The organism is Oleidesulfovibrio vietnamensis (genome assembly GCF_055388115.1).
The window spans coordinates 904,568-929,672 of sequence record NZ_AP042419.1 but is presented as its reverse complement, the minus strand read 5'-3'; the positions used below and the strand labels follow the sequence as shown (position 1 = coordinate 929,672).

23 protein-coding genes and 1 tRNA gene are annotated in these 25,105 nt (G+C 59.3%); 14 read left to right on the top strand and 10 right to left on the bottom strand.

Annotated elements, in window-relative coordinates; all coding sequences use genetic code 11:
• Window positions 1-39: 39 nt before the first annotated feature.
• The 4 genes from ACZ5D1_RS03895 to ACZ5D1_RS03880 form a co-directional block, all read right to left on the bottom strand.
• Entirely contained in the window at window positions 40-1,506 is a 1,467-nt protein-coding gene (locus ACZ5D1_RS03895; RefSeq protein WP_464555978.1) for a sigma-54-dependent transcriptional regulator, read from the bottom strand.
• 38 nt (window positions 1,507-1,544) lie between these two features.
• Window positions 1,545-3,977 carry a c-type heme family protein gene (locus ACZ5D1_RS03890; RefSeq protein WP_011366927.1) on the bottom strand — a complete coding sequence of 811 codons (2,433 nt, stop codon included), beginning with the start codon at window positions 3,975-3,977 and terminating at the stop codon, window positions 1,545-1,547.
• Window positions 3,978-4,160: 183 nt separating this feature from the next.
• Window positions 4,161-4,433, bottom strand: coding sequence for a hypothetical protein (locus ACZ5D1_RS03885; RefSeq protein WP_011366926.1), 273 nt, complete (start codon window positions 4,431-4,433; stop codon window positions 4,161-4,163).
• Between the two features lie 76 nt (window positions 4,434-4,509).
• Window positions 4,510-6,252, bottom strand: coding sequence for a YeiH family protein (locus ACZ5D1_RS03880; protein WP_011366925.1), 1,743 nt, complete (start codon window positions 6,250-6,252; stop codon window positions 4,510-4,512).
• Between the two features lie 342 nt (window positions 6,253-6,594).
• Between ACZ5D1_RS03880 and ACZ5D1_RS03875 the strand changes: the two genes are divergently transcribed.
• Window positions 6,595-6,680: transfer RNA gene (locus ACZ5D1_RS03875), tRNA-Leu, on the top strand.
• An 878-nt stretch (window positions 6,681-7,558) separates the two neighbouring features.
• Here ACZ5D1_RS03875 and ACZ5D1_RS03870 read toward each other — a convergent pair.
• The 3 genes from ACZ5D1_RS03870 to ACZ5D1_RS03860 form a co-directional block, all read right to left on the bottom strand.
• Window positions 7,559-8,497, bottom strand: coding sequence for a hypothetical protein (locus ACZ5D1_RS03870; RefSeq protein ID WP_464555977.1), 939 nt, complete (start codon window positions 8,495-8,497; stop codon window positions 7,559-7,561).
• Window positions 8,498-8,499: 2 nt separating this feature from the next.
• Window positions 8,500-8,814 (bottom strand): hypothetical protein, encoded by a 315-nt coding sequence (locus ACZ5D1_RS03865; protein ID WP_464555975.1) that lies wholly within the window; start codon window positions 8,812-8,814, stop codon window positions 8,500-8,502.
• A 96-nt stretch (window positions 8,815-8,910) separates the two neighbouring features.
• Complete coding sequence (locus tag ACZ5D1_RS03860; protein WP_464555973.1) at window positions 8,911-9,159, bottom strand: hypothetical protein; 249 nt, start codon at window positions 9,157-9,159, stop codon at window positions 8,911-8,913.
• Here ACZ5D1_RS03860 and ACZ5D1_RS03855 point away from each other — a divergent pair.
• From ACZ5D1_RS03855 to ACZ5D1_RS03840, 4 genes are all read left to right on the top strand, one after another.
• Complete coding sequence (locus ACZ5D1_RS03855; protein ID WP_464555971.1) at window positions 9,131-9,658, top strand: helix-turn-helix transcriptional regulator; 528 nt, start codon at window positions 9,131-9,133, stop codon at window positions 9,656-9,658. The genes ACZ5D1_RS03860 and ACZ5D1_RS03855 overlap by 29 nt on opposite strands.
• Window positions 9,659-9,892: 234 nt before the next feature.
• On the top strand, window positions 9,893-10,267 hold the full coding sequence (locus tag ACZ5D1_RS03850) for a RidA family protein (RefSeq protein ID WP_011366871.1): 375 nt from the start codon (window positions 9,893-9,895) through the stop codon (window positions 10,265-10,267).
• Window positions 10,268-10,345: 78 nt separating this feature from the next.
• The gene (locus ACZ5D1_RS03845) at window positions 10,346-11,533 is read left to right on the top strand and encodes a dicarboxylate/amino acid:cation symporter (RefSeq protein WP_041277076.1); all 1,188 of its coding nucleotides are present in this window, start codon (window positions 10,346-10,348) and stop codon (window positions 11,531-11,533) included.
• A 49-nt stretch (window positions 11,534-11,582) separates the two neighbouring features.
• Window positions 11,583-12,869: an L-cysteine desulfidase family protein gene (locus ACZ5D1_RS03840; protein ID WP_464555969.1), complete on the top strand. Its 1,287-nt coding sequence runs from the start codon at window positions 11,583-11,585 to the stop codon at window positions 12,867-12,869.
• A gap of 190 nt (window positions 12,870-13,059) precedes the next feature.
• Here ACZ5D1_RS03840 and ACZ5D1_RS03835 read toward each other — a convergent pair whose 3' ends face one another.
• Window positions 13,060-13,581: a rhodanese-like domain-containing protein gene (locus ACZ5D1_RS03835; protein ID WP_011366868.1), complete on the bottom strand. Its 522-nt coding sequence runs from the start codon at window positions 13,579-13,581 to the stop codon at window positions 13,060-13,062.
• Between the two features lie 52 nt (window positions 13,582-13,633).
• On the bottom strand, window positions 13,634-14,104 hold the full coding sequence (locus ACZ5D1_RS03830) for a MauE/DoxX family redox-associated membrane protein (RefSeq protein WP_148204110.1): 471 nt from the start codon (window positions 14,102-14,104) through the stop codon (window positions 13,634-13,636).
• 193 nt (window positions 14,105-14,297) lie between these two features.
• On the opposite strand from ACZ5D1_RS03830, the gene cbiD reads away from it, so the two are divergent.
• From cbiD to ACZ5D1_RS03805, 5 genes are all read left to right on the top strand, one after another.
• On the top strand, window positions 14,298-15,530 hold the full coding sequence (cbiD, locus tag ACZ5D1_RS03825) for a cobalt-precorrin-5B (C(1))-methyltransferase CbiD (RefSeq protein ID WP_464555966.1): 1,233 nt from the start codon (window positions 14,298-14,300) through the stop codon (window positions 15,528-15,530).
• Between the two features lie 65 nt (window positions 15,531-15,595).
• Window positions 15,596-16,807, top strand: a complete 1,212-nt coding sequence (locus tag ACZ5D1_RS03820; RefSeq protein WP_011366865.1) for a bifunctional cobalt-precorrin-7 (C(5))-methyltransferase/cobalt-precorrin-6B (C(15))-methyltransferase — start codon at window positions 15,596-15,598, stop codon at window positions 16,805-16,807.
• 3 nt (window positions 16,808-16,810) lie between these two features.
• Window positions 16,811-17,668: a substrate-binding periplasmic protein gene (locus ACZ5D1_RS03815; RefSeq protein WP_011366864.1), complete on the top strand. Its 858-nt coding sequence runs from the start codon at window positions 16,811-16,813 to the stop codon at window positions 17,666-17,668.
• Window positions 17,658-18,470, top strand: a complete 813-nt coding sequence (gene cobM, locus ACZ5D1_RS03810; RefSeq protein ID WP_049753755.1) for a precorrin-4 C(11)-methyltransferase — start codon at window positions 17,658-17,660, stop codon at window positions 18,468-18,470. Before ACZ5D1_RS03815 ends, cobM begins: the two co-directional genes overlap by 11 nt.
• A 158-nt stretch (window positions 18,471-18,628) precedes the next feature.
• Window positions 18,629-19,603: a 4Fe-4S binding protein gene (locus tag ACZ5D1_RS03805; protein WP_273192135.1), complete on the top strand. Its 975-nt coding sequence runs from the start codon at window positions 18,629-18,631 to the stop codon at window positions 19,601-19,603.
• 12 nt (window positions 19,604-19,615) lie between these two features.
• On the opposite strand, the gene ACZ5D1_RS03800 is transcribed toward ACZ5D1_RS03805, so the two are convergent.
• Window positions 19,616-20,452, bottom strand: a complete 837-nt coding sequence (locus tag ACZ5D1_RS03800) for a 1,4-dihydroxy-6-naphthoate synthase (RefSeq protein ID WP_011366861.1) — start codon at window positions 20,450-20,452, stop codon at window positions 19,616-19,618.
• Window positions 20,453-20,617: 165 nt separating this feature from the next.
• Between ACZ5D1_RS03800 and mqnE the strand changes: the two genes are divergently transcribed.
• The 4 genes from mqnE to ACZ5D1_RS03780 are packed head-to-tail and all read left to right on the top strand — an operon-like array spanning window position 20,618 to window position 24,826.
• Window positions 20,618-21,733 carry an aminofutalosine synthase MqnE gene (gene mqnE / locus ACZ5D1_RS03795; RefSeq protein ID WP_464555963.1) on the top strand — a complete coding sequence of 372 codons (1,116 nt, stop codon included), beginning with the start codon at window positions 20,618-20,620 and terminating at the stop codon, window positions 21,731-21,733.
• The gene (gene mqnC, locus ACZ5D1_RS03790; protein WP_011366859.1) at window positions 21,730-22,845 is read left to right on the top strand and encodes a cyclic dehypoxanthinyl futalosine synthase; all 1,116 of its coding nucleotides are present in this window, start codon (window positions 21,730-21,732) and stop codon (window positions 22,843-22,845) included. Before mqnE ends, mqnC begins: the two co-directional genes overlap by 4 nt.
• Window positions 22,842-23,717 carry a menaquinone biosynthetic enzyme MqnA/MqnD family protein gene (locus tag ACZ5D1_RS03785; RefSeq protein ID WP_011366858.1) on the top strand — a complete coding sequence of 292 codons (876 nt, stop codon included), beginning with the start codon at window positions 22,842-22,844 and terminating at the stop codon, window positions 23,715-23,717. Before mqnC ends, ACZ5D1_RS03785 begins: the two co-directional genes overlap by 4 nt.
• Before the next feature lie 59 nt (window positions 23,718-23,776).
• A complete protein-coding gene (locus ACZ5D1_RS03780) occupies window positions 23,777-24,826 on the top strand; it encodes a DUF429 domain-containing protein (RefSeq protein ID WP_464555960.1) in 1,050 nt (349 codons plus the stop codon).
• The last annotated feature ends 279 nt before the right edge of the window (window positions 24,827-25,105 follow it).

Below are 25,105 nucleotides of genomic sequence, written 5' to 3'. Positions count from 1 at the left end.
TCATTTTAGGACGGGTCAACAATACACAGAGCCACATACTCAGCGGTATCGTGCCACGTTAATGTCCAGACGGGTGAGAATTTTCTGCAGGGCCACACGGGACAGACCGGACATGCGGGCCGCCTCGGAAACATTGCCCCCTGCGGACGTCAGCAGATCACGCAGATACGCCGTGGTAAAATCGTCCACCACCTTTGCCTTGGCATCTTTGTAGGGCACAAAGCCTTCACCGCTGCGAAAACCGCCCGGAGACAGACCGCCGGCGACCACCGGCGGCATTGCCCCGCCGCTGCCCTGCTCCACCATGCGGATAATGTCCATATCGACCAGCCGTCCGGCACAGAACACCGTGAGTCTGCGTACAAAGTTCTGCAGTTCACGCACGTTGCCGGGCCATGTGCGGCGGGTCATCCACTCCACGACATCCGGCGAAATTTCCTTTTCTTCCAGCCCCATCTCGGTGCATGCCTTGCGCAGCAGATAGTGCACCAGCAGCGGAATGTCTTCCACACGCTCACGCAGCGGGGGCAGCGTTACCGTAAGCACATTAAGCCGGTAATAAAGATCTTCGCGGAATGATTTATCGGCTATGCGCGCCTCAAGGTCCTGATTGGTAGAGGCCACCACACGCACATCCACAGTCTCCGACCGGCTGGCCCCCACCGGGCGTATTTCACCGTCCTGAAGACAGCGCAGCAACTTTGTCTGGATGGGCGCGGAAATATCACCTATTTCATCCAGATGCAGGGTGCCTTTGTCCGCCACGGCAAAAAGTCCCTTGTGATCCCTGTCCGCTCCGGTAAAGGCGCCCTTTACGTGACCGAAAAGCTCGCTTTCCAGAAGATTTTCAGGGATTGCCGGGCAGTTGACAGCCATAAACGGTCTGCCCGCCCGATTGCCCAGCCGGTGCACCAGACGCGCCACCAGCTCTTTGCCGGTGCCGGATTCGCCCCGCACCAGCACGGTATAATCAGACTGGGCCACAGCAGCTATGGTGCGCTTGAGCTGCTGCATGGCACGGCCCTCCCCCACCAGTTCGCCCGGCTCGCCTCCGGCCGAGATGATCTGACGCAGCCTGTTGTTCTCTTCCAGCAGTCTGCTGCGTTCCAGCCCTTTGGCCACCGCGCTGAAAAGCTGGTCCGGCTCGATGGGCTTGGTCAGAAAATCATACGCCCCTGACTGCAAAGCCTCCACGGCCGTTTCTATGGTGCCGTGCGCCGTCAGCACCACCATGCTAAGGCCGGGCTGCACCTCAAGCGCCTGCCGCAAAAGCTGCATACCACCCATTTCCGGCATGCGCAGGTCGGTCATCATCAGGTGCACACTGCGCTCTGCCAGCACTTCCAGCGCTTCTTTGGCGCTGAAAACAGGCACCACATCAATATCGCGGAACCGGCTGGAAAGAAGCCGCGCAAGACCGCTGGCAAAATCCCGCTCGTCATCCACAATCAGCAGGCACAGCCTGCCGCTGTGCACCATGGCTGCAGGTGTTGCAATTTCCGACATGCGTACTCCGCTTTTGTTCTGACCGGTACGCGCCGACGTTACGCCGCGCCGTCCGTTTCCGGTCCGTCTTCGGCAGGCAGCAGCACAGTAAACAGCGCGCCGCCCAGTTCGGCAGAAGCTCCGGCTTCCACCGTGCCCCCGACATCGGTAATCATGCCGTACACAACCGTTAATCCCAGTCCGGTACCGGCGTTTGTCTCCTTGGTGGAGAAAAACGGGTCAAACACATGGGACATATCGTCAGGCAGAATACCCGGCCCGTTATCCGCCACCTCGATGGCAATCATGCCGCCGCTGCGCGGGGAAATGCGCACAAGCACCTCGCCGTCTGCATCGGGACAGGCATCCAGCGCGTTTATCACCAGATTGCCCAGTACCTGCTCCAGTTCGTTCAAACCTATACGCACCCGCGGCAGATCGGACGGACACTGCAAAGACAGTGTCACCCCTTTTTTCATGGCCTGCACAGAAAACACTTCCGTGACGGAACCGGCAACGGCACAGGCATCGGCCAGTCCCGACCCCGCGGCCTTGGGCCGGGCAAAATTCAGCAGATCACGCAGCACCCGCTGCGCCTGTCTGGTATGCCGCACAATGACATCAAGGTCGGCCCCCTGCTGAGGATCGCTTATGTTCTGCCGCAACAGCTCGGCATAACACAGAATGACACCCAGCGGGTTGTTGATTTCATGTGCCAGCCCCGCAGTCAGTTTGCCCACGGTGGCCATCTTTTCAGACTGGCGCACCTGCACCATCATCCTTTTTTCCATTGTGGTTTCACGCACATACACAACAACACGACCTGTTGTGCCATCCTTTGCGCGCACCGGATACATGGACAGAGAAAACGACCGGCCGCACGGCAGAGTTTCTTCGCGCAGGTCGGGAGTACCACGCTTGATGGCATCCACCATGGGGCAGTGATCCAGTTCCGCCCCGAAAAAGAGCGGCAGCAGGTTGCCGTCGGAACGCCTGCCGCCCGTAAGTTCGGCAGTCAGTTTGCGCGCGGCCTCATTCACAGTAAGCACAGCGCAGTTGGAATCCATGAGCGCCAGAGGGTCTGTTATGCCTTCCACAATGGTCTGCAGCACGTTCATCTGCCGCATCAGGCTGTCTATGGCGGTCATGTTTTCCGCCACGGTGCCCAGCTGTCTGCCCAGTGCCTGCAGCACTGCCCGGTCATGGGTGTTGGCTTCGGCATCCGTATCCCAGAAAAGGCACAGGATACCTTCAGCATTACCAACGCTTGATTCCACCGGAATGTAGGCTTTGTTACCCAGCACCACACAGGCGCCGGATGTAAGCACCCCCACGAGGTCATCCGGCAGTTCGGGCCGGCCCATGTTTTCCGGCCACGAAAAATAATTCTGAGAGGCCATGGTGCACACATAGGCAATGCGCCGCGCTCTGAACCGCCGGCATATCTGAGGCAGCGCCAGCTGCCACAGGTCGGCGCGTGACGTGCTGCTGCGCATATCAGACAGCAGGCTGACAAAAAGAGCCACATCGGCCCTGCGGGCCTCCACCTCGCGCGAAAGCGCCTGCGTGCGCTGGTCAACCATGCCGCGTAGATTCTCTGCGTACAGCTGCAGCTGGCTGCGGGCCTCGTACAGATGCTCGCCCATCTGTTCCATCCCTTCCACCAGCTCTTCTATTTCGTCACCCTGTTCCAGTTTGCGCAGCAGGGCGCTGCCCTCGGCATCGGCCACATTGCGCCGGAACACATTGGTCAGGCGCTTAAGATTGTTGACCACCAGCACCTTGAAAAGCAGGTTTGTCGTGGAAAAAAAGATAACGGCTCCGACCGTGAAAAAAACAAAATACGTCAGGATGGTGCGCTGCAGGCGCCCAACGCTGCCGTCAACGGACAGCCCCACAAAGTCGACACCGGCAATGGAATCCTGTTCCTTGCCGAATCCTCTGTTGCCGTACATGCGCACAAGGTCGGCAGGGGCATCCGCCGGTTCGCCGTGGCAGTACATGCAGCTTTCAACAAAGCGCACCGGCCGGGCCATCACATAGTAGCGGTCGCCGTTGATATTTTTATATCCGCGCCAGATTCCGCTTTCCGGATGGCCCCTGAAGTAATCGATGAGTTCCAGTTCTCTTTCGTTGGCTTCGTATTCGGGATTGCGTGCATCTATGGCCACACGGCGGTATATGGTGCCGTCCGGCCCGTTATTAAGACGGCTCATGACGCTGCGGGAAACAAAGGACGACGACATGGCCTGAATGACAAACGTGTCGGGCAGCTGTTCGTACATGGTGGGGCGCAGCACCTGCCGCACATAATTCTGAATGGAATCCACATGGGTGAAGATGAGCCGCGCTTTGTCGCGCACCTCTTCTTCCAGCACATTGCGCATGTGAATGTAGAACCCGCCCGCAAAAAGAACGCCCAGAGTGAGGCACGCGACGGCGAGACCGGATAAAAATTTTGCCTGAAGGCTTGTGGGTTTGTGAATATGCATTGCGTGTCCGGAGCTGCCGCCTTTTGTAATTGCCGGAAGACTTTTTTCTGACTGCGCCTCAGCCGCGAAAGAAGCCCCCCGCACAGCCATGCGGTCTGTCGGCGAAGGGGTTGATAGCCATTTCGCCGGTGCTAATCAAGCACCCGGAAAACGGAAGAGCAGCGTCTGCGGACACTGCCGGAGTTATTCTGACTGCTCTCCGGGCAGGGCGGGCTTCTTCACATTCATCATCACTTCTTCCATGTGATTTTCCGCCTCGGTGACCGCTTCAAGATCGGTGAAGTAATAGCGGGTGGGATCTATTCCGTTATCTTCCAAATACATGGTCATTCTGTGCAGAATGGGAACGGCATTGGTAAGCATGGGCAACACCACGTAGACAAAGACCAGCGCCGTACCGACGCTCAGAACAAAATTACGCAGTCTTACAGAAAGGGGTTGCTGTTGCTCAGTCATCTGACATTTCCTTGTAAAGGGGGGAGAGGTTGACCTCTCCCCCCCGCATTTCACGTAAGGATACGCTTTCCGGGCCTTAGATCTGCGCGGTGATTTCGGGGAATACCACGTAGAACATGATGTAGGCCATGGTCAGAGTCAGCATCAGGTTGAAGGACTGACCGCAGACGTACAGGATAAGAGGCTTGCCGCCCTTGAAGTAGTGGGCAAGCTCGCGGAAGTTGGTTGCCAGACCGATGGCGGCGAAGGACAGGGCAAAGAACCAACCGCGCAGCAGACGGCTGCCGCCGCGGGTGACACCCTGATCCAGCATGGAGTAGCCAAGGTCGCTGCCCATGCTGCCATCAAGAATGGAGAACAGGATGGAGGCAGCCATGAAGCCCAGAACGAACTTGGGGAAACGGTGCCAGATTTCGGCAGCGCCCACGGTCTTGCCGGCTTCGCATTCAACGCGGGTGCACCAGTACACAGCCACGCCGAAGGCGGTAACGCCGATAAGCACGTTCTGAATCATCTTGATGGTAGCGGCAACGTACAGAGCTTTTTCACCCAGGAACGCACCTGCAGCTGCCACGGCGCCGGTGGCGTCGATGGTACCGCCCATCCACGCGCCGCCGAGAATTTCAGGTATGCCCACAGCCTTGATGAAGGCAGGCATGACGATCATCATGATGGCAGTGAAGACCAGCGAAAGACCGATGGACAGGGTAAGCTCTTCCTTTTTGGCGCGGCAGGCCGCAGCCGTGGCGATAGCGGCAGAGGTGCCGCACACCGACATGTCGGCGGAGATAACCATGTTCAGGGTCTTGGAAGGAATACGCAGCACCTTCTGACCGAAGATGAAGGTGGAGATAAGTACAACAGGGGTAACAACCCACGCCACGAAGATACCGGGAATACCGATGGCGACGATCTTGTTGAACATCACTTCCGCGCCCAGCAGTACCAGACCGGTCTTGATGAAGTATTCCACTTCGCAGGCGGGCTTGACCCAGCTGGGAGTGCCGAGGGTGTTGGCGATAACCATACCCAGCAGAACGCCCCATGCTTCAGCGCCGAAGCCGTACTGCTTGGAAATGGTGTGCGCGCCCAGCGTGTAGGCCAGAACCGACACCAGAAACACGATGCCGAAGCCCTTGGCAAATGCGCCTACGCTTTTGCCCATAAAATGAATGCCGATACCGAAGAACAGGATAAAGAACACGCACAGACCGATCAGAGTCGGAATGACGTTGTAGGCTTTGTAGGAAACCTTTTTCTTGGCTTTGGCTTCCTGAGCCTTGGCAGCGCGCCAGTCGGCGATTTCAGCCTGTGCGGCTTCATTCAGACCGGCGTTCTGGAACGAAGCGGCAGCGGCTGCTTCCTGTGCTACCTTTGCTTCTGCAAAGGCGGCTGCAGTGGCGGCCTTGGCCTTTTCGTAAGCAGGCTTGCCCTTTTCATTCTTGGCCTTGGCAACTTCTTCAGACATGATGAAGGCGTCAAGGGGGTTGGTCTTCCAGGTATTGGGACGAGCTGTCCAGTGCTTCACAAACTTGCCGAAGCCGGAAGAAGAAGCCTTGAGCTTTTTCTTGCCTTCCTGAGCATCGTACCATTCAAGAGTCTTGAAAGGTGCGCGGGCAGCCTCTTCCTGCTGCACCGCATTGTACTTGGCAATCTTCTGTGCGAACTCTTCTTTGGGTCCGAAGTTGAAGTATGCAAAAATACAAACAAAAATGACAAGAAAACCAAGCCAGATCGCCCAGTAATCTTCCTTGGTCCACAAATCGGACAACCGGCTTTGGCCTGTGTCCACGACAACGTTGCTGTTCTGTTCCGCCATGAGAGCCTTATCCTCCTTAAAACTGATTGATGACTCGCCTCCGAACATCCAACAGGGCTTGCCCCGCCCGTACCCGAAAGGCGTCTCCGCCACAGTATAACAAGAAGCGTGCCAGACCCGTTGCCCTTACGGACCGGCGCACAGGGCGGCTTGCCGGGCAGTCTGCCGCATGCCGGACGCATACCTCTGTTGACAGTTGCAAACCAAAGTTACCATATCGCTTGTGCTTTGTCTCACTATTACTCTTTTTTTCTTATTTCCAAAAAAAGTTCTTGCGCTCCGCAGGCAATCCGTATAAACACCTTTCCTCGACGCACTCGTTACGCGGATGCGCCGTACCGTGCCGAGGTGGTGGAATTGGTAGACACGCTAGGTTCAGGGTCTAGTGGGGGTTCCCCCGTGGGAGTTCGAGTCTCCCCCCGGCACCACGAATGTAAAAGGAGTCTGTTAGCAGACTCCTTTTTTTGTTACCCGCTGCATCCGGCCAGCCCGTGCGCATCAATGCACTGCCCGCCCGACAAACGCCTGTCGGGCGCCCCGCATGCGCCCCATATGCCCCATACCCCCTGAAACTTTGACCTTCTCACACGAAATCCGCACTCTTTTTCTTTTCCGGTACAGCTCCGGCAGACGCCGCACAGGCCGCACCGGATATCCGCTGTTCCGGTGAACGTGAATCCGGATACTCTTATGTGCCGGACATGTCCTCCGGCGCATTCGTACATCCTTGCAGCGCTCGTATCCCGCATTTTCCAGCCGAATCTATGCCGCCCGAATCTCTGCAGCCTGATGTGTCAGCCCGCGCATCATATCATCGCCGACTCAAGCCAAACAAAAAACGTAATAAGCTGGACAGTTATAAAACAACTGTCATATCAGGCGACCTGTCCCGATTCCGCAGTTTCGCTGTACACAAAACCGGTATGCCTCCGGCAGTATGCACATCGCCCTTTTTTTCACATATTTTGCCCGAAAAAAAAGTTCCGCTGTTTTCACACCACACAAAGTGACAACTCAGGTTTACACAAGGGGTTCCCGCCGGCTTTTCCGCCGGGTGATATTTCCTCCGCCGCTTGCAGGGCACAGCCTGCCGGTCTGCCTTCCCGACCGTGCATCTGAAGGATAGTTTCTCCACTGCACCGCGATGCACCATGGAAAAATCTCCCGGCATAGTGATATGCCCCCCATCAGGTGAATGGTTTCAGCCTGGGGGGCTTTATCACCATGTCCACCTGATGGGGGGCATATCACTGGCGGGGCAGTTTCTGCATACAAAAAAACGCGGCCGGATAACCGGCCGCGCCTGTCATGGCAAAAGAAACTGGTCCAGCCGCCTTGCATACTGACGGGTGGTCTCCGCCTGAAACTCGGGGGCCACATGATCTTCCGAGTCCCCCAATCTGTCAGCGGAAAGCGGGAAAAGCTCCGGCACCACTGTCAGATGGCGCGTCTTGTTCAGCAGCCGCCACACCTCGCGCACATATCCGGCAGAATGCGCAATGACTTCCTCATGCATGGGGCCGAACACAAAAATACAGCGTACCCCCCGTGCAGCGCAATATGCGGCAAATTCATCAAGAGCCTGTACCACACGCTCACGCGGAGTCCCTGTTATCCAGTTTTTCACACCAAGTGTGCGTCCGCCGTTGTTGAATCTGCTGTCAGCCTGTTCCGTATACAGTGTCCCGGCACTCAGCTCCGGCGTCATGTCCGTCATACCGTGCCGGAGATGCCCAAGATCGGTGACGAACTGCAGATAGCCCGCCAGCACATCAATCGCCGTCACATTGTCACTCACGGCAATGCTCCGCCATGTCTGCGGACACCATGGGTCGACCGTGGCATACGGCCAGGTACCGGACCGGCGCTGAAAAATGTCGAGCGTCTGGAAAAATACCACATTACGTATTTCCGGATGGTGCTGCATGGCGCGCAGGGCCATATTGACCGAACCCTGCACCCCGAAGCTGCCTGTAAGCGCCAGAGACAGTGCAGGGCGGCCCGTGACTGCGGAAAAAAGCGGAGCACTGACGGCGTTGCCCAATGAACTGTCACCCACGAGAAGAGTATGCACAGGGTCCGGCAGGGCAATGCGTTCCAGCTGGTACCTGACCAGCGCGTCCTGCTGCACCATCCGAAAACCGGAGGCATAGTTGGCAAACAGAAGCAGCTTGAACAGTGCAAACAGCCCCACAGTCCAGAACAGGGCATAGAAGGAGTGTCGCTTGTAACGGTCAACGCGCATAATCAAAACCTGAAGTAGATGAACTCGGAGACATGGGCGGCATCTGCCATGAAATACAACGAGCAGAAAAGACAGATGACAATCCATGCTGTCCAGAACATGCCGGGGCTTACCAGCCCGCGCAGCGTGCGGGAGTTGGGAAAGACAAACGCCGCAAGGCACGCCGGCAGCAGGAACTGCAGCTGCCCGTAAGGTCCCACTCCTGTGGCTGCCTCGAACATATCCTTGAACGTTCTGGTCATGCCGAACCCGTGCAGTCCGGCCATGCCCTCGTATACTTTCAGAGCATCGGCAAAGCTTTCTGCCCGGAAAAGCACCCACGCCAGATGTAAACAGCCAATGAAAATGTCACCTTTTTGGGACGGTTTGGGACAATAAAAATGTCATGGTTTCCACCAATGGTTGTTGTTCCCCTACCAAGTCCCCGGAGTTGTCTCCTGGGGGTTATGAATCGCCCTCGCTATGGGTTCACGAGGGTGAAGATACCAGTGCCATGAGGATTCTGCCGCAGGGGAGGTCTGCTCCCGTTCCTGGGCCCCTCTTGCCAACGATTTTTCCTCAGAAGCCGGTTCTTCCGAAGATTTTCCCGTGACAACGGGGACAAGGACAAAGGCCTCTCCGTCCGCCAGCGCCATGAGCTCGTCATCAAGCTTTTCGACCACGGTGACCGACCTTGCCCTGCAGCTGATGAAAGCGGGCACATGGGAGCGCGAGAGTTTTGTCATCGGGTACAAGTCACAGGCGCGTGACGGACGGGCGCTGCATTCGGCAACCTATTTCATACGCGAAGACGACGGCACGCTGGCCGGCATGCTGTGTCTGAACATGGACAACACCGGCCTGCTGGAAGCGCGCGACCTTATAGAGCGCTTCATCCAGCGGGGGCGCATGGAAAAACCCCGTCCCGAACCGGAAAACGGCCATTCGCTGGAAACATTTGCCGAGTCGCTGGAAGACCTGACCGGCAGTATTATTCTGCAGGTGGTCAACGGCGCCGAAATACCCCCCGAACGCATGACGCCTGACGAAAAGATTGCCATAGTGCGCACTCTTAATGACAAAGGGGTGTTTTTGCTCAAGGGCGCCGTGGCCGTGGTGGCGCGGCATCTGGCCGCCTCTGAAGCCACCGTGTACAGATACCTGCAGCGCGTCACCGGCTGACAGCACAAAAGCTCCCGCAAGCGGGAGCTTTTTTTATTGCTGCGCCGCATTTTCGCGTTGACAATAATTTTTTATCACAATAAAAAAATATCAACAGCAGCAAGGAAAGGTTCCCACCCAGCCAACACCGCGGAACCGCACCATGCTGCCGACAACTTTTTTGCACCCGCTGCAGGGCGATACGTGACGGACGCACTGCACCGGGCGCAAGGAAGCAAAAAAGGAGACCCGGCTATGTTCAAAGCTATTGCCACAGACAAAGCACCCGGGGCCATCGGCCCCTACTCTCAGGGCACCGAAACGCAAGACCTTGTCTTCACTTCGGGCCAGCTGCCCATCGACCCTGCCACCAAAGTCATGCCCGAAGACATTTCGGAACAGACCAGACAGGCGCTCGAAAACGTCAAATCCGTGCTTGAAGCCGCAGGCTGCAGCCTGAAGCAGGTATTCAAGACCACGGTCTTTCTGGCCGACATGGCCGACTTTCCCAAAGTGAACGAAGTGTATGCCACTTACTTCAGCGAGCCTTTTCCCGCCCGCAGCTGCGTTCAGGTTGCTGCCCTGCCGCTGGGCGCGGGAGTGGAAATAGAAGTGGTTGCGCGCCGGTAATTCAGGGGGAAGCCGGACTGTCCCGGGAAGCCGCCGTTGAAGGGGCGGCGGCTCCTTACACCATCGGAGGAGACTATCATGTCCAGACGCAAAAGCGAATTCGGCCTCATCATCAAGCTGCTGGCGGGCATCGCCATCGGCGCAGGCATCGGGTTCATGGCTGACGAAACAGTCATGCAGATCATCATGTCCGTCAAGCATGTGCTCGGGCAGCTCATCTTTTACACGGTTCCGCTTGTCATCATCGCATTCATCGCTCCTGCCATCACCCGTCTGGGTGAAAACGCCAGCCGCATGCTGATGACCGGTGTGGGCATTGCCTACATGTCGTCTGTGGGCGCGGCCACCATGGCCTGTCTGGCAGGCTATGCCATTATTCCGCACCTTTCCGTACCTACATCGGTCGAAGGTCTGCGCGAACTTCCCAAAATACTCTTCCAGCTTAATATTCCGGCAATCATGCCTGTCATGACAGCACTCATCACCGCCATCATGCTGGGTATAGCCACCCTGTGGACCCGTGCGGAAGTCATGGGCAAGCTGCTGGGTGAACTGGAAAAAATAATGATGCAGGTTGTCAGCCGCGTCGTTATTCCCATTCTGCCTTTCTTCATTGCCACCACCTTTGCCGGCCTTGCCTACGAAGGCAGCCTCACACGGCAGCTGCCGGTATTCCTCAAGGTCATCGTACTGGTGCTGCTGGGCCATTTCATCTGGCTGGCCGTCATGTACACCATTGCGGGCATTGTTTCGCGCCGCAACCCCATCGAGGTGCTGCGCCACTACCCGCCCGCCTATCTGACCGCCGTGGGCACCATGTCCAGCGCCGCCACACTGCCCGTGGCACTGGAATGCGCATCGCGTTCACGGGTGCTTTCCAAAGACACGGTTGAATTTGCCGTGCCGCTGGGCGCCACCATCCACCTGTGCGGTTCAGTACTTACCGAAACCTTCTTCGCCATGACCATCTCGCTGATGCTGTACGGCCACATGCCCGCTTTCGGCACCATGTTCGTGTTCATCATCCTGTTCGGCGTATTCGCCATCGGCGCTCCGGGCGTGCCCGGCGGCACGGTCATGGCTTCGCTGGGCATTGTGGTGGGCGTGCTGGGATTCGACCCCGCGGGCGTTGCCCTGCTGCTTGCCATCTTTGCTCTGCAGGACAGCTTCGGCACGGCATGCAACGTAACCGGCGACGGTGCCATTGCCCTGATGCTCGAAGGCATATTCAACAGAAACGGAGAGCTTTCGGGGCACAAGCTATAGGCACGTTCCGCCGCATCTCCATGACAACGCCATAGAAACGGATATATATATGCTCAAACCGGAATGGTCCCAATATATAGACCTGCTGCACAAGGAAGTTGTGCCGGCACTGGGCTGCACCGAGCCTGTCGCGGTGGCGCTTGCAGCCGCACATGCCGCAGCAACTCTGGGCCGGACGCCCGACCGCATAGAAGTGAAGGTCAGCGGTAATCTGCTGAAAAACGGCATGGGTGTGGGTGTGCCCGGAACAGGCACCACCGGCATGAACATAGCTGCCGCCGTAGGTGCACTGGGCGGCGACCCGCAGCGCGGTCTTGAAGTGCTGGCCGGACTGACACCGGAGCAGGCCGAAGCAGGCAGGCAGATGGTGGCAGAAGGCAGAGTGGACGTTTCCGTGGCTCAGGGCGCTCCGCTGCTGTACGCCGAAGTCACGGTCACCGGCGGCGGACATACGGCCCGCAGCGTGCTGGTGCACGAACACTCGAACATCGTACGGCTGGAACGCGACGGCGAGACGGTCTTCTCCGTGCCTGTGCAGGACCTGTCACAGGGCGGCGTGGAAGAAAAATGGCCTCTGACCATGGCGGCCATTCACGAATTCGCCACGCAGGCACCGTATGATGCCATAGCCTTCATACTGGAAGCGGCACGGCTGAACGAAGCCATTGCCGTGGAAGGTCTGGCCAGGGAATACGGCCTGAAAGTAGGCCGCACCATTGATGAAAACATACGCAAGCACCTGATGTCCGACGATGTCAGCACGCTGGCGGTCAAACTGACGGCCGCCGCCTCCGACGCCCGCATGGCCGGTGTGTCATTGCCGGTCATGAGCAACTCGGGCAGCGGCAATCAGGGCATAACCTGCACCATGCCCGTGGTGGCTTTTGCAAAGCGTCTGGAATCAAGCGACGAAGAGCTTGCCCGCGCGCTTATCATGAGTCACCTGACGTCCATTCACATGAAGCACCGCCTTGGCAGGCTTTCCGCACTGTGCGGAGCCACTGTGGCGGCGGCGGCAGCCGGATGCGGCATAGTGCTGCTGATGGGCGGCGGTATGGAACAGGTGGACCGCACCATACGCAACATGGTGGGCAACGTGGCCGGCATGATCTGCGACGGAGCCAAAACCGGATGCGCCATGAAAGTGGCTTCGGCGGTAAGCGCCGGCGTGCAGTCCGCAATGCTTGCCATGGACGGCATAGGCATAGACCGCCGTGAAGGCATTGTGGAAGACGACATAGAGCTGTGCATCGCCAACCTTGCCCGGCTGGGCAGTGACGGTATGCAGGAAGCCGACAGGGTGGTGCTGGACATCATGGTTTCCAAAAAGCCCTGAATCTGACGCCACAGACCGGCAACGGGCCGGAACAGCGTTACTTCCGCCATATGAAAGGCGCAGCCCCCATGCTGCGCCTTTCTGCATGGTTGCCCGGAAGCCGCACAAACCGGACGTACCCCGCGCATAAAAAACACCCCGCACGGCAACCCGTGCGGGGTGAACATACACCGATGAGTCTGCGGCGTGGCTACTTGATGGAATCAACAGGGTATCCGGCTTCTATCCATGCACGGATGCCGCCGGGATGACGGTAGACATTGGTGTAGCCCAGCTTGCGTGCCCAGGCTGCGCCGTTATGCGAGCGGGTGCACTTTACAAAGCCGCAGTAAAAAACCAGCACACGGTCTTTATCGGGACCCAGCATGGCTTCAAATTCAGCCTGACTCTTGTCTCCGGTTTCCTTCATATCCCACTCATTCATATCAGGAATGGGAAAAAGAAACTGAGCCGCGCCGGGAATATGATTTTTCTTGTAGGAAGCTTCATAGGGCATGGTGTCCACGATAAGCATGGAACGACCTTCGTCTATCCACTTTTTCAGCTCTGCGGTGGTCACCACGTCATAGTCGCCGCGCTGCACTTCCTTAACCAGCTTGACCGTCTTTGTTTCCAGATCAAGTTCGTTTTCAGAAGACATAAAAGGCATGTTGCAGGCTGAAAGCGCCAGCACCGCGGTCAACATCACCAGCAGGGATACAATCCTTTTCATTTTCCTTTCCTCCTCAGGCTCAGCAGTTACAGGTGATCCGGCTGTTTTCCGGTTACAGAAAAACTCTTCCGGCTACACGCATGCGCCACCAGTACAGATGACATGCGCCCGCCAGCATAACAACGTCACGCACAAAGGCATCGCGTAACGCGCTGCCGTCCTCCACACCTTCAGGCAGGTCACCGGGTTCAAAGCAGCCGCAGTCGCCTATGGTAAGACCGGCAGCCATGGCATACCCGAGCACCCCCAGAAAAAGCAGCAGCATTGCCGTCACGGCAGTCAGACCGCCGCGCCTGTCAAAAAACAGCAGCACTCCCGCGGCAACCTCTGCCAGCGGCAGCAGAAAAGCCACCCACGGCACAACGGCTTGCGGCAGCATGCGGTACTCCTCGATGACCCGCGCAAAAGCCTGCATATCGGCAAGCTTCATGGCACCAGCCACCAGAAACAACACCGCCAGAGCAAGGCGCACAACCCTGTATGTCCAGACAGAGGATACAAACCGTAACATCATAATACCCATGCCTTTATGGTTCCGCGCACGATAGCCTCAGCCGGCGGCAAAATGAAATTGATAGTAGAAATAAAAAAACAATAACGCATAGACAGACCTGATAATCACATGGCCGCGCTATCAATAAAAAAGCCGCCTTCCTGAGCGGCAGCCGCACCGCGCCCCCTTGGACGTAACAGTAAATGCGCGTATAACGCCCCCCATGGCGAAAGCAAAAAAACTGCGGGAAGGATTCACAACCGGCACGGCCGCTTCCGCAGCGGCAGCCGCCGCTGTAAAGCTGCTGCTCACCGGCGGCAGATCTCAGGCCGTTTCTGTGGCACTGCCCCCGTTCTCCGGCGATGCCCGCGGAAATATACAGCGGCTTACCGTACCGGTATCGGCATGCAGCCGGACAGCCGCAGCACAGGCCGCAGCGCAGGTGGTCAAAGACGGAGGCGACGACCCTGACGCAACCCACGGCAGTGTCATACAGGCGCATGTGGCGCTGTGCAGTGCGCCTCCTCCCGCAGAAGACACATGGCGGGGCAGACGCATAACAATCAGCGCGCAGACCATGACCGGCATTGCACGGGCGCTGGACAACGGCGACGGCAGCCTGCACCGTGCCTCGCAATGTCTGGATATTCATATTTACGGCGGCACCGGTGTGGGGGTCGTGACTCTGCCCGGTCTGCCGGTGCCCCCCGGCGAACCCGCCATCAACCCCGAACCCCGTAGGCAGATAGCCGCCGCCGTACTGGAACAGTGCGCCCGGCACGGATACTCCGGCGGGGTGGAAGTAACCATATGCGTACCCGACGGCGAAGAACGCGCAGCCAGAACATTCAACCCGAGACTGGGCATCCGCGGGGGAATTTCCATTCTGGGCACGCGCGGCACGGTAAAGCCATACAGCCACGGCGCATGGCGGGCCACCATCGTTCAGGGCATGAAGGTGGCGCGCACCACGGGTGCACAGACCGTCTATCTTTCCACAGGGCGCCGCAGCGAGCGTCTGCTCATGCAGCTGCACCCGCACGAACCGGAAACCGCCTTCGTTCAGGTTGCCGACTTTGCAGAATTTTCGCTGCGACAGGCAGCACAGGAAGGTTTTGAGCATATTGTCTGGGGGTGTTTTTTCGGCAAGCTGGTCAAACTGGGGGAAGGCCACAGCTACACACACGCCCATGCGGCGCAGATAGACTTCCGGACGCTGGCACAGGCATGCCGACACGCCGGGCTGGAAGAAGAACTGGCGCAGCAGGTGGCCGCGGCCAATACCGCCCGGCATGCGCTGGACATTATGGAGCATTCCGCAGCGCTGCCCCGTGTGCTCAAGGCTCTGGCCGTAAAAGCGCTGAAGGCTGCCCGGAACCACACCGGCACGGCACCGGCGCTCACCGTCCATCTGTTTGATTTTGACGGACGGCATCTGGCGCAGGCACATGACTAGCCCCCGCATGCGCCATGGTGTACCATAGTTCAAACAACCCGTTGCCATAGCTGCAGGAGGCGACAATGACCATTGATGTGGTTGGTCTCGGCATGGATGCCGACTCGCTGCCGGAATATCATACCGATGTTGTCGAAAGCGCTCAGGTTCTGGTGGGCGGCAAGCGTCAGCTGGCCCTTTTTGACGATCATCCGGCAGAAAAGCTGCTCATCACGGCGCCGCTGGGCGATATGCTGGAAAACATAGCCAGACTGGAAAGTCAGGGTAAATCCGTGGTGGTGCTGGCCGACGGCGACCCGCTGTTTTTCGGCATAGGTGCGCGCCTTGTGGATGAATTCGGACCGGAAGGCGTGCGCATATGGCCCAATATCACATCGCTGCAGGCTGCTGCCGCACGCGCCAAAGTGCCGTGGCAGGGCATCAGGGTGGTATCGCTGCACGGACGCGACGACATGCGTCCGCTCATGCAGGCCCTGCTGCAAAGCCCGTGGGTCTGCGTGCTCACAGACGGCCGCAGCATTCCTTCGGCCATTGCCCAGTGGCTGCTGGACAGAGGCGCCGACTGGTTTTTTGTCTGGGTGTTTGAAAACATGGGACAGCCCAACGAGCATTTCGACCGCTACTCTCTGCAGGATGCCGTCAAACGCAGTTTTTCGTCACTGAACACCGTTCTCATAGAACGCAGAGGCGGCCCCGAGCGTGTGCTCGCCCCCGGCATACCCGACGACGAACTGCTGAGCGACGGCGGACTGGTGACCAAATGGCCCATACGCGCCGCGGGCATTGCCGCGCTGCGTCCTTCGCACGGCATGACGGTGTGGGATCTGGGAGCAGGCAGCGGTGCCATGGGCATGGAAGCCTCATGTCTGGTGGGTGAGGGCGTGGTGTGGTGCGTGGAACGCAAGGCGGCCCGCGTTGAGCACATCCGCGCCAACAGACGCCGCTTCGGGGCGCTGCAGGTTGAAGTGGTGCACGGCACCATGCCTGCCTGTCTCGACGATCTGCCCGCCCCTGACAGAATTTTTCTGGGCGGCGGACTCGGCTCCGGCGACGAAGTGCTGCATCAGGCATGCTCACGGCTCAATCCCGGCGGCCGCATTGTGGCCCACTGCGTGCTGCTGGGGTCGTTGAACCGTGCGCGGGAAGCATTCACCGCAATGGGCTGGCCGTACGAAATCACACAGGTGCAGTCTGCATGCGCCGTGCCGCTGGCCGGTGACCTGCGGCTGGACGCCAACAACCCCGTCTTTATCATAGCCGCCCAGCGTCCGGAGTAAGCCGTGCCGTACATCACCTCTGTCTTGTGCCGCGTTCTGACCATACTGTGGTTCGGTGCGGCCGTGGTGCTGGGTCCGGCACTGCAGGCCGCCGCTTCCGGCGCGGTGCCTCCTCCGCCTCCTCCGCCGTCCATCAAGGTGCCGCTGCCCGCAAAAGACAGTATTCCCTTTGTGGTGGCCGTGCATCCCTACCCGCCTTACACCGAGGCACGCGACGGCAGCCCGGAAGGCATGATGGTGGATATCGTGAAAATCGCCGCGCACCGGGCAGGCATGCGTGTCATTCTGCGGCAGGAACCCCTTGACCGCATTCCCGCATTGCTGCGCAGCGGAGAGGTGGATGCAGCATTTCCCCTGTACCGCACGGCACAGCGCGCTGAGTTGGGAACATTCTGCGACACGCCGGTCACTAATCCTGAAACCATAACCATATTCACGCGCCGGCTTTCCCCCTGGCAGTTCACCGGCAGTCTGCGCTCTCTGGCCGACACCCGCGTGGGCATAGTGCGGGGCCACAGTTACGGCCCGGAACTGGACAAAGCGCTGGAACAGGGCGTATTGCGCAACGTCACGATTTTTGCCGACTTCACGCAGTGCTACATGGCGCTGCTGGAAGACAGGCTGGATATCATGCCCATGGACCTGCTGCTGGGCAGAGAGCTGGCACGCCGCTACGGCACGCTGGGCAGCGTGGTGCAGCTGGCAGTGGTGGAACAGGTATTCCCGCGCATCGTCTTCGGGCCGGGAGAAAAACACGCCCGCATGGCACAGCAGTTCTGCAGCGGGCTGGACAGCATCCGGCAGGACGGAACGGCCCGGCGCATACGCGGCGTTTTCATCGGAACCTATTATGGAGAATAGCGTGACCGCAAACCCGGCGGACCCCAGAGTCTGGTTTATCGGCGCCGGCCCCGGCGACCCCGAGCTGATCACCGTAAAGGGGCAGAGAATCATCTCGCAGGCGGATCTGGTGCTGTATGCAGGCTCGCTGGTGCCGCCACAGGTGGTTGCCTGTGCCCGTCCGGACGCCGTGGTGGCCGACAGTGCGCCCATGAACCTGCAGCAGACACATGCCATGATACGCGAAACCGTGCACAGCGGGGGTCTGGTGGCCAGAGTCCACACCGGCGACCCGGCCCTGTACGGCGCCATCCGCGAACAGATGGCCCTGCTGGCGCTGGAAAACATCGCCTGCGGCGTTGTTCCCGGAGTCACATCAGCCTTTGCGGCAGCCGCCGCGGCAGGCGTTTCGCTCACGCTGCCCGAAATCACCCAGTCGGTGATCATCACCCGCGTGCAGGGGCGCACCCCCGTGCCCGAAGCCGAGCAGCTGCGGCATCTTGCACGGCGGGGAACAGCCATGGCCATATATCTTTCCGCCGCCCTGCCCGAAACCATAACCGAAGAACTGCGCGCCGGCGGACTGCCCGAAAGCACCCGCATCATCGCCGCATACAGGGTGGGCTGGCCGGACCAGCGTCTGGTGGAATGCACGCTGGCAACGCTGACGGACACCGTGCAGCAGGAAAAGCTCAACCGGCAGACGGTCTTTCTTGTCCTGCCAGGCAATTCCATGCATAGTGGTATACAGCACCCCGATGCAGCTTCACCGCCGTGTTCCAGACTGTATGATGCAGATTTTTCGCACGGCTGGCGCAAGTAACGGAAGCGCGGCACTGCCGCGCCGGTGCCTTTCTGACTGCGACTGAACCGAAAAACAGCACCTGCTGAAACCACCACGGAACGGAGGGGGACAAGACGCTCCGATTCCGGCCCAGCACCCACGGATAGCCGGAAACGACTCATGCAAGGAGACACACCATGCTGCAGCGCGTTTTCGACAGCATCATTTCCCCTTCCACCAGAGCGTTCTGGCGGGAATCACGCTCCAGCGGCCAGTCTGTTGCCGAGTTTCTGCACGGCTACATTTATATGCGCTGGCCCTATTTTTATATCGCCATGGGCAAGGGAACACACCCGCTGGCGAAAAAAATGGGGGAACCTCTGGCACGCATCGCCAATATGCTGGGGCTGTGGCGTCCGGATTCACCGGCGCAGGGCTCCGGCGGCTTTGCCGATACCTATCACGGAAAAACAATCCCCCCGGCCGCCGCACGCAAACTGATCACCGTCCGGCGCGAAATAACCGTCCCCGATCTGGAAAAAGTCATTCCCTATTCCATGGCGCGTGCCATCATTCTGCAGCATCCCGACCATATAGCCCTGCTGGACTGCCCATGCCGTCTTTCAGAACCGGATCACTGCACCCCTGTGGATGTGTGTCTGATTGTGGGTGAACCGTTCGCTGGTTTCATTCTGGAGCATCATCCGGAAAAATCGCGCCGCATAACCCAGCAGGAAGCGCTGGATGTGGTGCGCAGAGAAAACAGACGGGGCCATGTTTCGCACGCTTTTTTCAAAGAAGCCCTGCTGGGACGCTACTACGCCATATGCAACTGCTGCTCATGCTGCTGCGGAGCCATGAAGGCACACTTTGCGGGGCTGCCCATGCTGGCTTCCTCCGGTTATCTTGCACAGGTGGATGCCGGGGCATGCACAGGCTGCGGCGCCTGCGAAGCCAAGTGTCAGTTCAGTGCCATCAGGGTGCTTGAAACCACGGCGCGGGTGGACACGGCAGAATGCATGGGCTGCGGAATCTGTGAACTGCTGTGTCCCTCGCGGGCTGTCAGCCTGCGCCGGGCACCGGAAAAAGGTCTGCCGCTGGAACCGGACAACCTGACCGGCACAGCGGCAGCCGTGGCGGCGGACACCTGCTCCGCCGGTCGTGCCGACTGACCTGCGGGCCGCTCAGTCACCCGCAAAAAGGGGGGCTTCGGGCAGCGGAAGCCCTGCCACCCGGGCACCCATGGTGACAAGTGTGCGGATGGCGTGCATGCCTTCCGTCCCCAGATTCATGGAATAGTCGTTAACAAACGTCGCAATGTGGCTGTCAATGACGGAGTCGTCCAGTTCCTGCGCATGGCGGCGGATAAAAGGCCGCAGCTGCTCCGGATTTTCCCGCGCGAAAGCAAGGCTGCGCCGGATGGCATCTTCCACCTGCAATGCTGTTTCCATACCCAGACTGCGTCTGACGGCAATGCCGCCCAGCGGCAGCGGCAGCCCTGTGGCCTGCTCCCACCATGCGCCGAGGTCAAGCAGCTTGACCAGCCCGTGGGCCTCGTAAGTAAAACGCCCCTCGTGAATGACCACACCGGCATCCACCTCGCCGCGGGCAACTGCGGGCATCACCTGATCAAAAATCATTTCGGGCCGCGGCCCGTGATGCATGCCGTGCAGCGAAAGCAGCAGGTTTGCGGTAGTCATGCGACCCGGGATGGCAATGGCGGCTTCCGCCAGTGTTTCCAGCGGCACAGACTTTCTGGCCACCAGCACCGGCCCGCAGCCCCTGCCCAGCGCCCCGCCCGCGCGCAGCAGAACATACCGGTCCAGAATCTGCGGCATGACGGCAACCGACAACTTGGTGATATCAAGCAGTTCCTGCGCCGCCCGGGCATTCAGTTCCTCCACATCGGCCAGCCGCACTTCATAGTTGTGCGGCACCGCCACAAGCCCCTGCACCAGCGCACCGAAAATAAACGTATCGTTGGGACAGGGCGATATACCCAGACTGTATTGCTGCATCATTAATTCTCCGGAAAAAAAAACAGTACCGCCCGCACCGCAAAAACACATCTGCCCTAAAGATTAGTCACACGGTTGACACCGCGCCGCTGCAGGCCGATACTCACCGGCCTGTGCCCGTGCGGCTTCCGGCCCTTTTCACGCACCGGCGCAAGGACGGAGGAAACCATGTTGAATGCCGACAGATACGCCATGCTGGGCCTTGGCGAGATTTTTGATAAAGTCACGGCGGGTGAGCGCCTGTCTCTTGAAGACGGTGAACTGCTGTACAACTGTCCCGACATCACCGCGGTGGGGGCACTGGCCCACCACGTGCGCACCCGCATGCACGGAGACAGAACCTATTATGTCCTCAACAGGCAAGTCAATTACACAAACATATGTGTGAACGGCTGCCTGTTCTGCGCTTTTCAGCGCGAACGCGGCCAGCAGGGGGCATATGTCATGCAGCCCTCGGATATCGTTGACCGCGTGCTGGACGACAAAGGCACCCCCTTCACGGAAGTGCACATCGTGGGCGGCTGTCACCCCGACCTGCCGCTGGAATGGTTTGAAGACGTCATACGCCGCATCAAGCAGCAGCGTCCCGAAATCGTGGTCAAGGCCTTTACCGCAGTGGAAATTGCCCACTTTGCCACACTGGCGGGCATCGGCACGGCAGAAGTGCTTGCCCGGCTGAAAGCCGCAGGGCTGGAATCGATGCCAGGCGGCGGCGCGGAAATTTTCGCCCCCCGTGTGCGTGAACGCATCTGCGCGCGCAAAGCCACCGCGCAGGAGTGGCTGCGCATTGCCGGCGAAGCCCACGGGCTGGGCATCACCACCAACTGCACCATGCTTTTCGGGCACATCGAATCCGTTGACGACAGGCTGGACCATCTGGACAGGCTGCGCCGTCAGCAGGACGTATCCGGTGGTTTCAACTGCTTCATTCCTCTGCCGTTCCTGACAGAAAACAGTCTGCTTAAACTGCCTGAAGACCGCAGAGGCGAACATGTGGGCCTGGACAGGCTGCGTACCATCGCCGTCAGCAGACTGCTGCTGGACAACATACCCCACATCAAAGCCTACTGGGTCATGATGGGCATCAAAATGGCCCAGACCGCCCTGTATTTCGGTGCGGACGATCTGGACGGCACCATAGTGGAAGAACGCATCGGTCAGGAAGCCGGCGCATCTTCGGGTCAGGGGCTTACCATCAGCAGCCTGCGGCACATGATCACGGCATCGGGCTTTACCCCCGTGCAGCGCGATACGCATTTCAAGCCTGTGGAGGCCACGCTATGAACGCCACTCTGACCCCGTTTGACGAACCGCGCCAAGTGCTGGACATCTGCGCCAAAGTGCTGGACGGCAGCCGCATAAACGAAGCCGAAGCGGCAACCCTGTACGACAGGGCAAACCTGTTCACGCTGGGACAGCTGGCCCATGCCGTGCGCATGGCAAAGCACCCCACAGCCGTTGTCACCTATGTGGCCGACCGCAACATCAATTATTCCAACATCTGCGTGTGTGCCTGCCGGTTCTGCGCTTTTTACGCCCCGCCCGGACACGAAGACGGCTATGTGCTGACCCGCGAAGAACTGGGCCGCAAAATTGAAGAAACGCTGGAACTGGGCGGCACGCAGATTCTGCTGCAGGGCGGGCACCACCCCGACCTGCCCCTTGCGTTTTACGAAGACATGATCCGCTGGATTGCGGAAACATACCCCGCCATCCATATCCATGCTTTTTCACCGCCTGAAATTGTCTTTTTTTCCGAACTGGAAGGCGTAACCATAGCCGAAGTCATCGAAAGACTGCGCGCCGCAGGGCTGCATTCCATTCCCGGCGGCGGCGCGGAAATTCTGGTGGACGAAGTGCGCGCACGCGTGGCTCCCAACAAATGCAGCGCCTCGCGCTGGCTTGCCGTAATGGAAGAAGCGCACTATCAGGGGCTGCGCACCACCGCCACCATGATGTTCGGACACGAAGAAGAACCCCGCCACCGGCTTGAACATCTCTTCGCTCTGCGCGAAGTACAGGACAGAACCGGCGGCTTCACCGCCTTCATCCCGTGGACATTCCAGCCCGGCAACACCAACATCCAGCGCGACACCGAGCCTTCGCCCGCCTATCTGCGCATGCTGGCCACATCACGCATCGTGCTGGACAACTTTGACAATGTGCAGGCTTCATGGGTCACCATGGGCCCGCAGGTGGCGCAGCTGGCACTGCACTTCGGGGCAAACGACTTCGGCTCGCTGATGATTGAAGAAAACGTGGTGGCCGCCGCAGGTGTAAGCTTCCGCATGTCGCGGCAGGAAATCCACAACGTCATCCGCGCTGCGGGATTTGTGCCCCGCCAGCGCACCATGGATTACACCTACGTGGAAAACAGGCCGGAGGGCGACGCATGAGCCGCCCGGCGGAACAGAAACGCCCCCTGCGCATCGGGCGCATTTCGTATCTGAATGTGCTGCCCATATACCATTCGCTGGAAAAAGACGCAGCCGGAAGCGGGTACGAACTGGTATACGGCCCTCCCGCAGAGCTTAACAGACTGATGGCCGCAGGCGAACTGGACGTGGCATCCACGTCGTCCATAGAATATGCGCGCAACGCACAGCAGTATTATCTGGTACCCGACCTTGCCATCGGCAGCTGCGGCCCCGTCATGAGCGTCATCCTGCTTTCGCGCCAGCCGGTGGAAACACTGGAGGGCCAGACCATACTGACCACATCGCAGTCACATACGTCTGCCGCGCTGCTGCGCCTCATCATGCGCTACCATTACGGGCTCAACGTCACCTACCGGACAGGCTCCGCTTCGGAGCAGATACAGTCACACAATCCGCCCCAGGCCCTGCTGGCCATCGGCGACGAGGCTCTGCGGCTGCGCAACCACCCCATGTACCCGTACAGAGTTGATCTGGGCGAGGCATGGCGCCGCTGGACAGGGCTGCCCTTTATCTTCGGCGTATGGGTTGTCAGCCGCGATTCCGTTGCCGCCGGCCGCTTTGACACCGACCCCTGCGCCCTGCTGCAGGGCGGGCGCGACTGGGGCGCACAGCATATGGACACCATTCTTGATCTGGCCGCACGGCACGACTTTCTGAGCCGCGATGAACTGGTGGAATACTTCCGGGGACTGGTCTACACCATGGGTGAAGAGGCGCAGAAAGGACTGCGCACCTTTTACAGCAAACTGGTGGAAGCCGGAGAACTGGAACGCGCCCCCGAACTCGTCTTTTACGACCATGCCGTCCACACGCGGCGGACCGCACCCTGACCGCAGACCGGAGGCCGCATGCCCGCAAGGAGCATGCGGCCTTTTTTACCGGACACCCCATGAACAGTACCGATTCTCCGCCCCGTTCCGCCGCGCCGCTCTGTGCCGGACCGCTCTGTGCCGGGCCGCTCACGGTGCTGGGCATTGATGTGACCAGCGCACCCGGCAGGCGCAAACCGCTGGCCTGTGCCGCCGGAATACTGCAGGCAGACACCCTGCACATCGACCGGCTGCATGCCGTAACCTCGCTGCACGGCCTGCCCCGCCATACCGGCGCCAATACCCCGTGGCAGGCGGAAATGCTGCTTTGCGCCCCCCCTGCCAGTCTGGAGCACCTGCTCGCCCATAAGGGCCCGTGGATAGCCGGTTTTGATATGCCGTTCGGCCTGCCGGCCGCTTTTCTGCACTGGTGGCAGCAGACGCAGCGCGACAGCCGCACACCGCTTTGCGAACCGGCATCTGAGCTGCCCTGCTGGCAGAATTACGTCAGCAGTCTGGCGCAACTGGACAAGGACGCTTTCCGGCAGACGATATATGCCTTTATGAACACCAGACCCGCAGGACACAAGCTGCCGCTGCGCCTTACCGACGCGCAGACAGCCGCCCAAAGCCCGCTGAGGCTCAATTATGTGCCGGTGGGCCGCATGTTTCATGCTCTGGTGCCGCTGCTGGCATCATGCGGCATCAACATACCCCTGCTGCGCCCCACAGCGGACAGCCGCACAGCCATTGAAGTATACCCTGCACTGGCGGCACGCGCGGTACTGGGCAACCCGCCCCGCTACAAAGACGGCACCGGAGCGCAACGGCAGCAGCGCACACAAGCGCGGGCCGCACTGCTGGAAGCATTGCCGGAATATTGCCGCACCATCGGGGGGCTTGCACTTTCGGTCCGCCCGCAACTGTATCAGACAATGCTGCAGGACACCGCAGGCGACTTTGCAGACGCGCTGCTGTGCGCCGTGCTGACGGCACTGGCGGTACGGCGGCGTGACGCGGGGATGCCGCCTGTCCCGCACCTGAGGATGTACCACGAGGGCTGCATAGCCCTGCAGGATATGTTCTGCCCGCCGCAGCCGCATGGTTCCGGCACCACAGCACCGGCCTGACAGCACGGCGGACGGCATCTCCTGCCCCCTGCCTGCTCCCGGTTCCGGCAAAGCCCCGCATGGCTTTTGTGTATACTTTTTTCTGTCAGCGCCATATGCCGCATAACACATTAAAGCAGCATGTTACATAGCAAACCCCAGACAATACCCAACAGAACCGGCAAAAAATATAAAAATAAATACAGAAAAAGTTTGACAGCTCCGAAAATTCGACATAAACATTGCACTTCAGTTTATACAGAGTGCTTTTCCGCAAGGGAGAGTGCGCCCCTTCCCCAC